At 72.8% G+C, this 15,401-nt stretch carries 9 protein-coding genes; 3 read left to right on the top strand and 6 right to left on the bottom strand.

Annotation, left to right across the window (positions count from 1 at the left end; translation table 11 throughout):
* Positions 1 to 26: 26 nt before the first annotated feature.
* The 4 genes from ABT070_RS08565 to ABT070_RS08580 form a co-directional block, all read right to left on the bottom strand.
* Complete coding sequence (locus ABT070_RS08565) at positions 27 to 1,658, bottom strand: RICIN domain-containing protein (protein WP_351756610.1); 1,632 nt, start codon at positions 1,656 to 1,658, stop codon at positions 27 to 29.
* 438 nt (positions 1,659 to 2,096) lie between these two features.
* Entirely contained in the window at positions 2,097 to 2,474 is a 378-nt protein-coding gene (locus tag ABT070_RS08570; RefSeq protein WP_062643323.1) for a hypothetical protein, read from the bottom strand.
* Between the two features lie 3 nt (positions 2,475 to 2,477).
* Positions 2,478 to 2,723 carry a hypothetical protein gene (locus tag ABT070_RS08575; protein WP_171401099.1) on the bottom strand — a complete coding sequence of 82 codons (246 nt, stop codon included), beginning with the start codon at positions 2,721 to 2,723 and terminating at the stop codon, positions 2,478 to 2,480.
* A 127-nt stretch (positions 2,724 to 2,850) separates the two neighbouring features.
* The gene (locus ABT070_RS08580; protein ID WP_351756615.1) at positions 2,851 to 5,091 is read right to left on the bottom strand and encodes a glycoside hydrolase family 9 protein; all 2,241 of its coding nucleotides are present in this window, start codon (positions 5,089 to 5,091) and stop codon (positions 2,851 to 2,853) included.
* Between the two features lie 216 nt (positions 5,092 to 5,307).
* Here ABT070_RS08580 and ABT070_RS08585 point away from each other — a divergent pair, with 216 nt between their 5' ends.
* Entirely contained in the window at positions 5,308 to 5,874 is a 567-nt protein-coding gene (locus ABT070_RS08585; RefSeq protein ID WP_351756617.1) for a cysteine hydrolase family protein, read from the top strand.
* A 321-nt stretch (positions 5,875 to 6,195) separates the two neighbouring features.
* On the opposite strand, the gene ABT070_RS08590 is transcribed toward ABT070_RS08585, so the two are convergent.
* Positions 6,196 to 9,282 (bottom strand): glycoside hydrolase family 2 TIM barrel-domain containing protein, encoded by a 3,087-nt coding sequence (locus ABT070_RS08590; protein WP_351756620.1) that lies wholly within the window; start codon positions 9,280 to 9,282, stop codon positions 6,196 to 6,198.
* Between the two features lie 300 nt (positions 9,283 to 9,582).
* Here ABT070_RS08590 and ABT070_RS08595 point away from each other — a divergent pair, with 300 nt between their 5' ends.
* Both ABT070_RS08595 and ABT070_RS08600 read left to right on the top strand, forming a co-directional pair.
* The gene (locus ABT070_RS08595; protein ID WP_351756623.1) at positions 9,583 to 11,952 is read left to right on the top strand and encodes a SpoIIE family protein phosphatase; all 2,370 of its coding nucleotides are present in this window, start codon (positions 9,583 to 9,585) and stop codon (positions 11,950 to 11,952) included.
* Between the two features lie 72 nt (positions 11,953 to 12,024).
* The gene (locus ABT070_RS08600) at positions 12,025 to 13,320 is read left to right on the top strand and encodes an SLC13 family permease (RefSeq protein WP_351757343.1); all 1,296 of its coding nucleotides are present in this window, start codon (positions 12,025 to 12,027) and stop codon (positions 13,318 to 13,320) included.
* Positions 13,321 to 13,330: 10 nt separating this feature from the next.
* Here the strand turns inward: ABT070_RS08600 and ABT070_RS08605 are convergent, their stop codons facing one another.
* Positions 13,331 to 15,334 (bottom strand): RICIN domain-containing protein, encoded by a 2,004-nt coding sequence (locus tag ABT070_RS08605; protein WP_351756625.1) that lies wholly within the window; start codon positions 15,332 to 15,334, stop codon positions 13,331 to 13,333.
* Positions 15,335 to 15,401 lie beyond the last annotated feature (67 nt).

Here is a 15,401-nt window from a genome sequence, read left to right on the forward strand (position 1 = left end):
CGGCCGGGGGCGTGGCCCTTCGTGCCTCAGGCGGTGCCGTCCGCCAGGTCGATCGGCTGGGCCGACGCGGGCGCGTCCGTGCCGGTGACCGCGAGGGAACCGGGGGTGGCGGAGGCGACGTCGGTGAGCCAGCGCTGGCCGGTGGAGTGGTCGCGGACCTTCACGACCACGTCCGCGCCCGGCTCCGCACCGGCCGGTGCGAGCGCGAGCGCGTCGTCCCAGCGGGGCAGCAACTCGCCCTGCACGGTGAGGTCGTAGCGGACGTCGTCCCCACGGTCGTCGGTGTCGTCCACGCACGAGCCGAGGATGACCACCCCGGCGTCCGCGTGGGAGTCCACGCACAGGCCGGGCCCGGCGACGCTGCGCAACTGCCCGTCGTCGTCGTACGACCACTGCTGCGTCGCGTCGGAGGAGCAGTCCGCCAGTTCGACGGAGGCGCCCGCCCTCGCCTCGCCCCGGACGTCCAGGCAGAGGTCGGCGGCGGCGTTGCGCAGCCGGGTCTGCCGTGGCGCGGTGGGCAGTTGGGCGGTGCCCGGGACGGTCGGCGAGGCGGTGGCGGCCTGCGAGTCGATGCCGGGGACGCTGCCGCTGGTGGAGGCGGCCGGGTCGGCGCCGCCGTCGTCCGACCACATGCCGGCGGCGAGGAGGGTGGTCAGCAGACCCGCCGAGGCCAGGCCGACACCGGTGAACAGCGCGCGCGGCGAGCGTGGCTCCCCCGACGACCGCCGACGGGGCGAGGGGAGGCGCGAGAGCAGATTGCCGCCCTTGCCGCGGGTGCCACGGCCGTGCCGTGCGGAGCCCTTGAGCCGTACGGTCTGCTGCTTGGCGCGGCCCGGGCGGGTGTCGTGATAGCGGCGGGCGCCCCAGCCGAGCACCGCCTCGGCGAGCAGCACGCCGAGGCCGCTCTCGAAGTGGCCGAGCTGTTCGGCGGCGGCCCGGCAGTAACGGCACTCGTCCAGGTGCTTGCGCACGTCCGGCAGGAGGTCGCCGCCGCGGCGGATCGGGACGTCGAGGAGCCGGTTGTAGAAGCGGCAGTCCTTGCTCGGCGCGAGGTCCCGGTGGGCGCGGACCACACCCTCACGCAGCTTGTCCCGGGCCTGCTCCAGCGCGGCGGCCACGGTGTCGGTGTCCATGCCGAGCAGACCGGCGGCGACGGTGACCTCTTCGGCCTCGACCTCCACGTGCCACAGCACGCACCGGGCGACCGCGGGAAGGCCCTGGAACGAGCGTTCCGCCAGCACCCGGTTCTCCGGGATCACGGACTTCGCGGTCCGCATCCCACGGGCGCCGGCCGGCTTGCGCAGCACCGGCAGCACGCCGGACAGTTCCTCGTCGGCGGACCACAGCCCGGCCATGTCCCGCACGGTCACCAGCAGTCGGGGCCGCAGCGCGGTCCCCGGCTCGCCCAGCTTCAGCCGGTCGAGGACCTGGTGGAAGGCGCCCGCGGTGACCATCGACGCGACGCTCCCGGAGGAGGCGAGGCAGATGACCGCGTACTCGTGCACCGGCCGCCAGTGCCGGGCGATCAGCAGGGCGGTGGACTGGGCGACCTCGCCGTCCGCGCCGCCGCGTATTCCCGCGGCGAGCGACTCGTCGGATTCTCCGGGACCCCCGCCCGGCGGAGGGTAGGGCGGACGAGGGGGCTGGGGGGTGGGCACTGAGCGAATTCCTTTGGTACGTACCTGTCTCGGTGCGGCAGGGAGCGTGAATTCGCCTCCGCCGACGAACGCAGGGAACCCGGCCATGACCCCCCGCGCGGGCGGTTCACCTTTGCACAACTGAGTCGCGCACAACAAGGCGACGGCTGAAGCTGCGCCTTGTTGATGAAATGTCGATAGGCGGGGCCGCCGCGCATCGGGCTTCGCGCCTTTCGAAGGCCTCTGCCGGCCCGGCCGATATCCGCCCTTGCGCCCCGTGTGAAACACGCGCACACAGTGGGGCGCCGCGCACGCTCCCGGCGCACCGGCCCGCGTAGTTGGCTGGAACCGGCCACTTCCTCGGAGGCCCCGCGCAGGACGGCGGCTCTCCTGCGCGAAACGGCCGCCGGCCTTGTTCCTCCCGCCCTCGGCCGGCGGCCCGAAACGCTTTGCGCACGGCTAGATCTGCCAGGACCGCAACCGGTCCGCCGCGCCGTAGACGTCCGTCTTGCCGTCCAGCAGATCGCGGGCGAGGTCGACGAGCGCGCCGTACGGCGGATCGATGCCGACCCCACTGGTGAACATGTACGCCACGGCCGTCGCGCAGGCGAAGCGGGCGTTGGCCGAGGGCAGGGGTTTGAGCAGGGTGAGGGTGTGCAGCAGCGCGGCGGCCCGCCAGGCCGGGTCGGAGTCCACGCCGAGCTTGGGCGGATCGACCCGGTGCCGGGCGACGGCGGCGACCAGCGCCGAGAAGTCGTTGACGGTGGGCTGCTCCGGCAGAACCTCTTCGTGGCGCTGGAGCAGCCAGGGCACGTCGATGTGGATGACGGAGGTCATCGGTCAGGCGACCCGCCCCTCGCCCCGCACGGAGCGTTCGTCGTCGGGGAAGGCGGCGGCGAACTCGTCCGCGTGCGAGGCGAAGAACCTGCGGAAGGCCTCCGCGCCCTCCTGGAGCGCCCGGTGCCGCGCGATGTCGGCGGCGGCCGCCTCCCGCACGAGTGCCTTCATCGACGTACCGCGTTCCTTGGCGATCTGCCGCAGGTCCTCCAGCTCGCGATCGCTGAATTCCACATTGAGGGCTGGCATGCCCTTCACGGTACCGCGCGGGTACTTACTCGTAAATATCCCCAGGTCAAACTGACGACCGCGCGGTACCGAAGGCTGTCCGGCCCGGTACGTACCTGATCAGGTGAGGCCTATTGTCGATCCGGTTCTATCCTTGATCCGCCACAAAGGAGGCCAGGCGGGCCAGCGCCGCGTTCCAGTTGATCGCGGTTTCGTTCGTGGACCAGGACTGGATGTCGTCGATATAGCAGAACTGGCCCACGCAGCCCTGGAGCTTCCCCTGCGCGTAGGGGTCCTGGATGCTCGAGTTCGCGCCGCCCGACAGGGTCCCCCGCGGCGGGTCCGGCAGGCCGGGGTCCAGCTGGCTCGCGTACCACCGGCTGTGCTGATGGTGGGAGTTCACCTCGCCGTAGCCGGTGACGTACGACTGGTTGAGCGCGTTGCGCCCGAGGACGTAGTCGATGCCCTGGACGGCACCGGCCCGGTACTTCGACGCGCCGGTGAGGTCGTAGGCCGTGGCGATGACCACGGCGTTGTTGAGGACCTGGTGGCTGGAGCCCCAGTCGTAGCGGTTGCCGTCGGGCGCGTAGGGCATGCCGTACGGCTGTCCGGCCAGTGTGGCGAGATAGGTGTCGGCGCCCCGCACGACCGACGCGCGGACCTTGTCGCGGCCGGGCAGCCGGTTCGGGACGGTCGCGAGGTCGAGGCGGCCGGCGGCGGCCGTGCGGGACCAGTCGAAGCCGTTGGGGACGAAGATGTCGGCCGTGTGCACGGGAGAGTTCACCACCTTGTCGGCGAACTGCTTCTCCCCCGTGCTGAGATACAGCTCGGCCGCCGCCCAGTAGAACTCGTCGGTCGCGTCGTCGTCGTTGTAGGCGCCGCCGCCGACGCCGTCGTTCGGGTCGGCGTAGACCTCCGGATGTGCGAGGGCCGCGGCGAAGGCCTTGCGCGCGGCCGTGAGCGCCTTCGCCGCGAAGGCCTTGTCGTAGGGCCGGTACAGACGGGCCGCCTGGGCGGCCGTGGCGGCCAGGTTGAGGGTCGCGGTGGTGGTCGGGGCGTGCAGTTCGCGCTTCTGCGGATCGTCGCTCGGCAGCAGCGGCAGGCCGGTCCACTGCTCGTCGTGGATCTTGTGGTGGGCCATGCCGGCGAGCGGCTGCCCGGCCGGTACCTGCATCTTCAGCAGGAAGTCGAGCTCCCAGCGGGCTTCGTCGAGGATGTCCGGCACCTTGTTGCCGCTCTCCGGGAGGGCGAGCGTGCCGTCGCCGAGGGCGGCCGGGTCGCCGGTGCGGGCGAGCAGGGAACGCTCGTAGGTGCTCAGCAGCTCCCAGGTGGCGATGCCGCCGTTGACGACGTACTTGCCGTGGTCGCCGGCGTCGTACCAGCCGCCGGTGACGTCGAGGGTGTAGTCGCACACCCCGGGCCGGCAAGGGACCGCGGAGTCGCCCTGGTTGGGGGCCGCGTCCACATGGCCGGCCGCCCTGCCGTAACCGGGCCGCAGGTCGTCCCGTATCGCGATGCCGCTGCGCTGCGTGTAGTAGTACTTCACCGCGTCCAGCCGAAGCCGGTCGTAGTCGGCCGTGCCGATGTCGAAGGGGCGGCTGGTCTCGCCGTCGGCGACCAGCGTGAAGCCCGTCCCGCGCGTGCGGTAGCCGCCGAAGTCGATGGAGTGGACGTTCTGTCCGGAGGAGACGTCGAGGCCGCGCGGCACGCTCCAGCCGTGCGCGACCGTGGCCCCGGCGGCGTTCCTGAGCTGCCAGGGCAGCTTGGCGCCGGCGTCGGTGACCAGGGTGGCGTTCTTCGGTCCGGCGGGCAGGTAGGCGACCTGGTTGACGCGCACGCGTGGCCCGGTGTCGGGCTCGTACACCTCCGGCGGCACCCCGCCCAGCAGCGACACGTCGTCCAGGCAGAACCGCCAGGGATCCGCGCTCCCGCCGACCTGGAAGGCGACCTGCCCCTGGGTGCTGTCGACCGGCGAGGTGAACGTGTACGTATGGGCGTCTCCCGACTCGCCCAGCACCGGCGTCGCCTCGTACCAGGTGTCGTACGGGGAGACGCCGAGGCCCACGATCGCCCGCACCACATGCCCCTCGGGCACACCCGAGGCGCTGAAGGAGAACCGGTACGACGACCCCTTCACCAGGGTGATCGCGTCCTGGCCGACGGCGGAGTCCCAGCGGTTGACGGTGCCGCCCGGCACGTCCGCGCACAGCCGGCCGTCGGTGAGGCCGGCGGTGACGTTGCTGGTCCACCACGGGTCGGCGGTCGTGTCGAAGCCGCCGTTCCTGACCTGTTCGACCTCGTCGGCACCGGCCTGCTGCGCGGGCAGCGCGGTGAGCGCCGCGCCCAGCAGGGCCGCGAGGGACAGCAGGGTGGTTCTGCGTCGTTTCACGTCCAGGCTCCTCGGGGAGGGCGGGACGCTCCGTACGGGATTCAGGTGCCATCGCGTGGGAGCGCTCCCAGAGCGGGTCGCAGGACATGCTTGTTGGATTCATGACACCCCGTCAACGGTCCTGACGAGATGGCTTCGGAGCCGTTGTCGGTGCGACCTCCTAATGTGGACCGTCCGAGCGCCCATCACGCCCATGACGAGGAACCGGAGATCTTCATGACCACCCTGCCCGACCGGCCGAACACCGCCCTGCTCGTGATCGACGTCCAGAAGGGCGTGGTGGCGGGCGCGCCCCGGCGCGACGAGGTGATCACGAACATCCGCACCCTGATCGACGCGGCCCGCGCGCGGGACGTGCCGGTCGTCTGGGTGCAGCACTCCGACGACGACCTCGAACAGGGCAGCGAGAACTGGGAGTACGTCGAGGAACTGGTCCGCCTCGACGCCGAGCCCCTCGTCCACAAGAACTACCAGGACTCCTTCGAGGACACCGTGCTGGAGTCGGTGCTCGCGGAGCGCGGGGTGGGCCGGGTCGTCGTCACCGGGGCGCAGACCGACGCGTGCATCCGCTCGACGCTGCACGGCGCCTTCGTGCGGGGATACGACGTGACACTGGTCGGCGACGCGCACACGACGGAGGACCTGAGCAAGTACGGCGCTCCGGCGCCGGAACAGGTGATAGCCCACACCAACCTGTACTGGTCGTGGCAGAGCGCACCCGGGCGCGGCGCGGGCACGGTGGACACCGCGAAGGTGACGTTCGAGGCGGCCGACGCGGGCTGAGGCGCCTTCGGCGCGGGCCGATCGGACGGCGGCGGGGGCCGGGGCCGTCCGACCCCCCGGCCCGTCCGGCCGCCCGGCCCGTCCGGCTGCCTGGTCCGGGCCGGGCGGGAGTGGGCCGGGCGGGAGCAGCGGGCCGGGCCAGTACGGTCCGCCCGGTCCGGGCCGGAGCCCGTCCGAGCCGGGGGGCCCGGCCGGACGGGGCAGGCCGTGGCTGTCCCGGCGAGGTGTGCAGGCCGGGCCGGGAGGTCCGGCCCCGGCGGCATGGAAGACCCGCCGGTCAGCGGGTCAGGCCGGTCAGGCCGGTCAGGCCGGTCAGGCCGGTCAGGCTTCCCACCTGGTGATGCGGACCGAGCCTCGGGTCGTGCCGGGTGCGCTGCTGATCAGGGTCAGGCGCAGCCTGGAGCCGCGGACCGGGTCGAAGGTGACGGCCGTCGGCGCGTCCGAGGCGGTGGCCCAGTCGACGGCCGCCCCGGTGACCGGCACATGGCGCTCGCCGTCCCACACCTCCGCCTCGATCGCCGCGGGCAGGCTGTGCGTGGCGTCGACGGTGAAGGACACCTCCACCCGGTCGAAGTCCCGGGTGCGCCCGTAGTCCACCGAGACCCAGTCGCGCGGCCGGGCCCCGCCGAAGGCGGGCAGCAGGGCGGTGGCCGCCTTGGCGAAGGCGTTGGACCAGCCGGTGGCCGGGTCGCCGTCCAGCAGGGCGGCCGGCAGGGTGTCCGGTCGACCGGAGTAACCGGCGTCCGCGCAGGGATGGCCGACGGGCGCCGGCAGGTCGGGGGCGAACACGGCGGCCGGGGTGGTCGCCCCCGAGCGGGCGCGCGTGGTGCGCACGGTGGCCGTGCCCTTGCGCAGGCCGTCCACGCGCGCGGTCACCTTCAGGGCGCCGGCCCCGGTGCCGGAGCGGACGATGGCGAGGGCCTTGCCGTGGAAGGCGGTGCGCGTGCTGGCCTGATAGCGCTCGGCGCTCTCCTGCCTTCCGTTGTCGAGGCCGGCGAGGGAGCCGCCGGTCACCTCGAAGGAGATGAGGTGTTCGGCGTCGGGCACCACGGTCCCGTGCGCGTCGACCACGTCGGCGGTGACGAAGACCAGTGAACGCCCGTCCGCGGGAAGGGACGTGCGGTCCGGGGTGAGGCGTACGGCGTGCGGGGCGCCGGCCGTGCGCAGCACGTCGGTGGCGACCGTCCTGCCGCCCCGCCGGGCCACCGCCTTCAGCTCACCCGGCCGGTAGGGCACCTGCCATGTCAGGTGCAGCTTGCCGGCGCTGCCGTTCGGGCTGGTGTAACTGCCGGGATAGGGGCCTGTCGTGAAGGTCTTGTCGTCGCCGGTGGCCTCGGTGGTCTCCAGGTAGGCGCGGCCGTCGACGGTCTTCTTGGTGTCGAACTTCCTTACTCCCAGGGACTTTCCGTCGAGGTACAGCTCCACGGTGTCGACGTTGGAGTAGGCCCACACCTCGACCGTGTCGCCCGCCTCGTGGTTCCAGGTCGTCGGCAGCAGATGGACCATCGGCTCGTCGGTCCACCGGCTCCGGAAGAGGTGGTACATGTCCTTCGGGAACCCGGCCGTGTCGACCGCGCCGAAGAACGACGCCTTCACCGGGAAGACGTTGTACGGGGTGGGCTCGCCGATGTAGTCGATGCCGGACCACAGGAACTGCCCGGTGAACCACTTCCGGTCGCGGTCCTTCTTGTGCCCGTACTCGCCGCTCATCGTCCAGGAGGCGAGGTTGTTGTCGTAGGACGAGGTCGCCCGCCTGCCCGGGGTGTGGTTCTCGCCGGTGTTGAGGTGCTGGGGCTCCTGGTAGGTCCCGCGGGTCGAGGTCTCCGAGGACGACTCGGATTCGAAGAGGAACAGGTGCGGGTAGGTCGTGTGCAGGACGTCCACCGATTTGGCGGTGTTGTAGTTCAGGCCGAGGCCGTCCAGCTTGGCGAGCATCAGGTCGGCGGCGGAGCCCTTGGCGGGCGGGGTGCGGTACTTGTCCGAGCCGATGATGAGCGGACGGGTGTCGTCCGCGGCCCTGATGGCGGCGATGATCCGGTCCGCCATGGCGAGGCCGGCGGTGGAGGTGGAGTCGGTGATCTCGTTGCCGATGGACCACAGGAGGACGGCGGGCGAGTTGCGGGCCGCGAGCACCATCTCGGTGGCGTCCCGCTCGCACCACTCGTCGAAGAACCGCCCGTAGTCGTACCTGGTCTTGCCGGTCCTCCAGCAGTCGAAGGCCTCCACCAGCATCACGATGCCCAGTTCCTCGCAGACCCGGACGATCTCGGGCGAGGGCGGGTTGTGGGAGGTGCGGAAGGCGTTGACGCCCATCGACTTCATGATCGTCATCTGTCGGCGGACGGCGTCGACGCTGATGGCGGCGCCGAGCGCGCCCAGGTCGTGGTGCAGGTCGACGCCCTTGATCTTGGCGTACCTGCCGTTGAGGTGGAAACCCTCGTCCGGGTCGAAGCGGAAGGTGCGGATGCCGAACGGGGTGCGGTAGGTGTCGGTGACCCGGCCGGCGACGCGCAGCTCGGTCTCCAGGGTGTAGCGGTGCGGGGTCTCGAAGTCCCATCGCCGCGGGTGGGTCACGGTGAGTTCCTGGGTTTCCGTGGCCCGGTCGGAGACGGCGACCGTGGAGGAGGTACGGGCGACCGTGCGGCCGTTCGGGGCGAGGATCCGGGAGACGACCTCGACGTCCGCGCTCGCTCCGGACGCGTTCGCCACGGTGGTCGCGACCCGGACGACGGCCCGCGCGTCGGTGACCTCGGGGGTGGTGACGTACGTGCCCCAGCGGTCCACGTGCACCGGCTCGGTCACGACCAGGCGGGCCTCGCGGTAGATGCCGCTGCCGGAGTACCAGCGGCTGCTCGGGAGCCGGTTCTGCACCTTGACCGCTATCACGTTCTCGGTGGTGCCGTCGGTGTGCAGCAGGTCGGTGAGGTCGAGGGCGAAGCCGGTGTAGCCGTAGGGGTGCCGGCCGACCTCGGTGCCGTTGCAGTAGACGGTGGAGTCCATGTAGACGCCGTCGAACTCGATCGAGATCCGCCGGCCGGCGCGGCCGGGCGGCAGGGTGAGGGCGAGGCGGTACCAGCCCAGGCCGCCGGGGAAGAAGCCGGTGCCGCTGGTCGTGCCGTTCTGCGTGGTGGGCGTCTGCTCGATGCTCCAGTCGTGCGGAACCGCCACCGCGCGCCAGGTCGAGTCGTCGTGGCCGGGGTCGGCGGCGTCCGCGTACTGCCCGGTCGGGTCGGTGATCCCGCCGGGGTTGGCCAGTGCGAAGCGCCAGCCGTCACGCAGCGCGACCGTGTGGCGGCCGGCGGCGCTCACGGCGGCCGCGGCGGCCCGCGCCGTCGGTGTGCCGAGGAGCGCTCCGGCGGCCGGTGCGGCCGCGGAGGCGATAAGGACCGATCTGCGAGTGACCGTCATGGTCGGCTCTCCCTCATCAGGAACCAGAAGTACTCACAACTGATCGTTAACAAACAGAATCTGACGACGGGCCACTCCTGCCCGTCAAGGGGCCGGGGGTGTCCGCCCGCCCCGGCGGCACACGGGAGCTCCCTCGCACGGGGATCGCACGGGATAGGCCGGTTTTAGCCCTTGACCTCGGCGGGAACTCGCTGTTCAGCCGAGCTGTGGGGGTTCCCGTCCGCCGGGGAGCGGGACACACTAGGCTGGAACGGAAGTGACGTGCCTGTTCACTGTGAGTGTCCGCGATGGAGTGCCGAGATGAGTCCGGAGTATCCGTTCGACGAGGCCGCGACGGCCCGGGCGGTCGTCGACGACTCCGGCGCGCTGATCGGGTGGAACGAGGGCGCCCGGGCCCTGCTCGGCTGGACCCCGGCCGATGTCCTGGGCCGGCCCGCCATGGACTTGCTGACCGACGGGACCCCCGATTTCACCGGTGTGCGCTGGGACGGAACGGTCACTTTGCGCCATCGCGACGGCCGCCCGGTCCGGGTGTGGCTGCTCGCCCACCACCTCCCCGCCCACGCCGACGACCCGGGCCACTGGCTCGTCGTCACCCCGCTGGCCGGGGGCGGCTCCGACTCCTCGGACGGCCTCCTCGCCGCGGCGGGCCTGATCCAGTCCCCCTGCGCGGTGGCCGTCTACGACGAGCGGCTGCGGCTGCGCCGGATCAACGACGCGATGCGTGAGGTCATCGGACTGCCCGAGGAGCGCGTCCGGGGCCTGCGACTCGCCGAGATCGGCGGCGGACCGCAGAGCACGGAGCTCGAACAGCACATGCTGCGGGTGCTCACCAGCGGCCGGCCGCAGGACGTGCAGACGTACATCCGCACCGGCGGCGAGTCGCGGGCCCACGCCTGGCTGGCCCGGATGGCGCCCGTCACCGACGCCGACGGCCGGATCCGGGGCGTGTGCCTGTCCGCCCACGACTTCACCGAGAACTACCTCGCACGCGAGCGGCTCCAACTGGTCAACGAGGCCAGCGTGCGCATCGGCAGCACCCTCGACGTCATCCGGACGGCTCAGGAGCTGGCGGAGGTCTGCGTGCCCGCGCTCGCCGACTTCGTCAGCGTCGACCTGCTCGACCCGCAGGACGGCGGGGAGCCGCCGAGCCGGTTCAGCCCGCCGGTGGGGCTGCGGCGCGCCGCACACCACTCGGTGAACACCGGCAGCCCGGAGGCGGTGGCCAAGCCCGGCGAGGTACAGGAGTACCCGACCGGGTCCCCGCAGGCCGACTCGCTGGTGGCCGGGCACACCATCATCGGCTCCCTGGCGGGCGGCGGTCTGGACGCGTGGCTCGCCTGGGACCCGGCCCGCGGCGCCCGGGTCCGGGAACTCGGCATCCACTCCACGATGTCCGTGCCGATCCAGGCGCGCGGTATGACGCTCGGCGTCGCCGTCCTCACCCGGTTCCGCCGGCCGGACCCCTTCACCCCGGACGACGTGCTGCTCGCCGAGGAGATCACGGCCCGGGCCGCCGTCTGTATCGACAACGCCCGCCGCTTCTCCCGCGAGCGCGAGACGGCCCTGGCCCTCCAGCGGAGTCTGCTGCCGCGCACCCTGCCCCGCACCGCCGCCGTCGACGCCGCCTCCCGCTATCTGCCGGCCGCCCGCGCCGGGGTCGGCGGCGACTGGTTCGACGTGATCCCGCTGTCCGGGATGCGCGTCGCCATGGTCGTCGGGGACGTCCTCGGACACGGCATCCAGGCCTCGGCCACCATGGGAAGGCTGCGCACCGCCGTACGCACCCTCGCCGACATCGACCTCGCCCCCGACGAACTGCTCACCCACCTGGACGACCTGGTCGTCCGGCTCTCGGAGGAGGCCGGTGGCGAGGGCAACCCCGGCGAGGTCGGCGCCAGCTGTCTGTACGCGGTGTACGACCCCGTGTCGCGACGCTGCACGCTGGCCAGGGCCGGGCACCCGCCGCCGCTGGTGCTGCGGCCGAACGGGCCGGCCCGGCGGGTCGACCTGCCGGCCGGTCCCGCGCTGGGCGTGGGCGGGCTGCCGTTCGAGTCGGCCGAGCTGGAACTCGGCGAGGGCAGTGTGCTCGCCTTCTACACCGACGGTCTGGTCGAGTCCCGCGAGCGGGACGCGGACGGCGGTCTGCGGCTGCTCAGCGAGACGCTGGCGGCGTACTCGGACTCGCTGGACGAGACCTGCGACCGGATCCTGCACGCCCTGCTCCCGCCCGGCGGCGCCGCCGACGACGTGGCCCTGCTGCTCGCCCGCACCCGGGGCCTGCCCTCCTCCCAGGTCGCGACCTGGGACATCCCCGCCGACCCGTCGCTGGTCGCGCCCATCCGCAAACAGGCGGTCGAACAGCTCTCCCGGTGGGAACTGAGCGAGGCGTCCTTCACCACCGAGCTGGTGGTGAGCGAACTGGTCACCAACGCCATCCGCTACGGCTCCCACCCCATCCGGCTCCGGCTGATCCATGACGCGACCACGCTGATCTGCGAGGTGTCCGACACCAGCCACACCGCCCCGCATCTGCGCCGGGCGAAGACCTGGGACGAGGGCGGCCGGGGCCTTCTGCTGGTCGCCCAGCTCACCCAGCGGTGGGGCAGCCGGCACACGCCCGAGGGCAAGACGATCTGGGCGGAGCTGAGCCTGCTCGACGAGGAGTGAGGCGGCCCTCCTGTCATTTGGCGGGCGTTTTACCCGCGCGTGTTTTCATGGACGGACACCCGGACCCGTCAGATGGGCGGGGACCACCACCCCCCGCTCCCGGAGATCCACATCAACGCCCCGCTCGCCGAAACGCTGTCCGTCGTCCTGCTCGCCGCCGCCCTCGGATGGGCCGTGCTGCGCCCCGCCGGGCGGTCCGAAGCCCTCGTCGCCGTCCCCGCCGCCGCCCTGGTGATCGCCCTGGGGGCGGTCTCGCCCGAGCACGCGCTGGCGGAGGCCGAACGGCTCGGACCGGTCGTCGGCTTCCTCGCCGCGGTGCTGGTGCTGGCGCACCTGTGCGACGTCGAGGGTCTCTTCACGGCCTGCGGAGCGTGGATGGCCCGGCGCTCGGCGGGCAGTCCCCGGCGCCTGCTGGTCGCGGTGTTCGCGCTGGCCTCGGTGATCACCGCCGTGCTCAGTCTGGACGCGACCGTGGTGCTGCTGACACCGGTGGTGTTCGCCACCGCCGCCCGGATGGGCGTACGGGCCAGACCGCACGTCTACGCGTGCGCGCACCTGTCGAACACCGCTTCGCTGCTGCTGCCGGTCTCCAACCTCACCAACCTGCTGGCGTTCGAGGCGAGCGGGCTGAGCTTCACCCGGTTCGCCGCTCTGATGGCGTTGCCCTGGGTGGTCGCGATCGGCGCCGAGTACCTGGTCTTCCGGCGCTTCTTCGCCGCCGACCTGCCCGCCGCCGAGCCGGCCGAGGACGAGGGTCCGGCACCGGAGCTGCCGCTGTTCGCGCTGGTCACCGTCGCCTGCACACTCGTCGGGTTCGTGGTGGCGTCCGCCGTCGGGATCGAACCGGCGTGGGCCGCGTTCGCCGGCGCCCTGGTCATGGCCGCACGCGCGCTGGCGCGGCGGCGGGTGACACCGGTCGCCGTGGTGCGGGCCGCCGCGCCCGGGTTCCTGGCGTTCGTGCTGGCGCTCGGCATCGTGGTGCGCGCGGTCGTCGACAACGGCCTCGCCGACGCGCTGCGGCACGCCCTGCCGGACGGCTCGGGCCTGCTCGCCCTGCTCGCCGTCGCCGCGCTGGCCGCCGTCCTCGCCAACCTGATCAACAACCTGCCCGCGGTGCTGGTCCTGGTGCCGCTCGCCGCCCCGGCCGGGACCGGGGCCGTGCTCGCGGTGCTGCTCGGGGTGAACATCGGCCCGAACCTCACCTACGCGGGGTCGCTGGCGACGCTGCTGTGGCGGCGCGTGGTGCACGCGCGCGAGGATCGGGTCGGGCTCGGGGAGTTCACCCGGCTGGGGCTGCTCACGGTGCCGGCCGCGCTGGTCCCGGCCGTCGTGGCGCTGTGGGCGTCGCTCCAGGTGGTCGGGGTCTGACCGCTCGGGGTCAGTTGCGCCCTCCGCCGTACCCGGAGCCCGAGCCGTATCCCCCGGATCCGTTGCCGTATCCGGAACCGCCGTTGCCGTATCCCGAGCCGTCGGACGAGCCCGACTGGCCGCCCCACGAGCAGTAGTAGTACGGGTAGTACGAGCAGGACGTGGTGTTCGAGCCCGAGGAGGAGCCTGTCGGGCTCGTGGTGGTCGGGGCGGCGGACGCCGCAGCCGTGGGCGTCGGGGGCTTCGCGGCCTTGGGCGTCGGGGTCGACGCCGGGGCGTCCGAGGGGGTGCTGTCGGCCCCCCAGTTCACGAACTGCATCTGCGGGTCGGGCTGCGAGGTGTCGATCACCCAGCGCTGGGCCGCGCTGTCCACCCGGTTCTTCAGGACGAGGGCGCCCGATCCGTCGGTGGCGGCGGGCGCCAGCGCGAGGTTCTGGCCCGAGCGCGGGACGAGCGTGCCCTGGAGCGTGAAGTCGTAGCGGACGTTCTTGGGGTCGGGCTGGGAGGCGCCCGCGCACGGGGCCAGCCGCACCGAGAAGCCCAGATGGGAGTCGAGGCAGAGATCGGCGTTGGCGGCGCTGCGCACCAGCCCGTCCGGTTCGTACGACCACTGCTGGCCGGCCACGGAGGAGCAGGCGGCGAGTTCGGTCTCGGCGCCGCTGACGGCCTTGGTGCCGACGATGCCGATGCACAGCCCGGAGGCCACGTTGTGCAGACGGCCGCGCAGGGTGCCCTGCGCGTCCTCACCGGCGTCGATCCAGGACGGGTCGGAGGTGGCCGTGTCGGTCCCGGGGGCCGGGGTCTTCGCGGCCTTGCTGCCGGCGGTGGGCGCGGTTCCGTCCCCGGAACCGATGGCGGCCCACACCCCGAGCGGCAGCACGACCAGTCCGCTCACGGTCAGCACGGCGGCGGCGAGGTTGCGGCGGCGGGCCCGGCGGGCCGCCTTCTGGGCCGAACGGCTCCCTCCGGGGCGGGAGTCGGCTCCGGGCACGGCCCCGGCGCGTGCGGCGGCACCGACCCGCGATCCGATGCGGGAGATCGCCCCGGCGCGCAGCCCGACGCGGGAGGCCGTGTCGGCTCCGGTGCCGGGCGCCGCGGGGGCGGGGGTCCCGTCGGTGAAGGCCTCGCCCGAGTAGCTCCGGGGCTGCTCCGCGGCGGTCTCGACGGATTCGCCGTCGCCGGCCACCCTGACCTCGACGTAGGCTGCGGCGGCCCAGCCCAGGATGCCCTCGGCCAGGGCGGCACCGAGCAGACCCTCGAACTGCCGTAGCTGGTCGGCGGTGTGCAGGCAGTGCCGGCACTGCTCCAGGTGGGCGCGCAGATCGGGGTCGAGATCGGCGCCGCCGCGGCGGCAGGTGACGTCCAGCAGCCGGTCGTAGCGGTGGCACTCGTCGTCGGTGGCGAGTTCGCGGTGCACCTGGAGGCACTCCTCGCGCAGCCGCTCGCGGGCCCGGCGCAGTTCGACCCGGGCGCCCTCGTCCTCGAGGCCCAGCAGTCCGGCCGGGACCGCCAGGGGCTCGGCCTCGACCTCGATGTGCCAGAGCAGGCAGCGCGCGGACTGGGGCAGCCGCTGGAAGGCGCGGGACAGGATGCGCCGGTTCAGCGGCGGCAGCAGCCGGGCGGCGGCGCGGTCGCGGTCCTCGCCGTCGGAGCGCAGCGCCGGGTGCAGCAGGTCGCGGCGGCCGTCGGCGTCCCATTCGCCGGCGATGCGGCGCACGGTGACCAGCAGATGGGGGCGCCACGCGGCGGTCGGCCCGTTCTGCCGCAGGCTCTCACCGAACAGCCGGGTGAAGGCGGCCGTGGTGAGCATGCCCGCCGCGCGCTCGCCGTCGGTGCACAGCCGTGCATAGGCGAAAGCGGCCGCCCAGTGGCGGTCCAGGAGCTCACCGACGGGATGCAGTGCGGGTGACGCCCCCGTCCACTTCTTCAGCTCGGAGCTCAGCTGTTCGTCCGTCGCGTCGAAGCGGCGAGCCGAAGGGGAATTCGACAGGCCTGCGTCATTCACGGTCTGCATTCCTTCCGGGGCATGCGGCATAAAGTCCATACCAACGGGTATGCGATCCCGCCCACGAAGCGGGATC

This window comes from Streptomyces sp. NPDC002884, from assembly GCF_040295245.1.
In the GTDB taxonomy this organism is placed as follows: domain Bacteria; phylum Actinomycetota; class Actinomycetes; order Streptomycetales; family Streptomycetaceae; genus Streptomyces.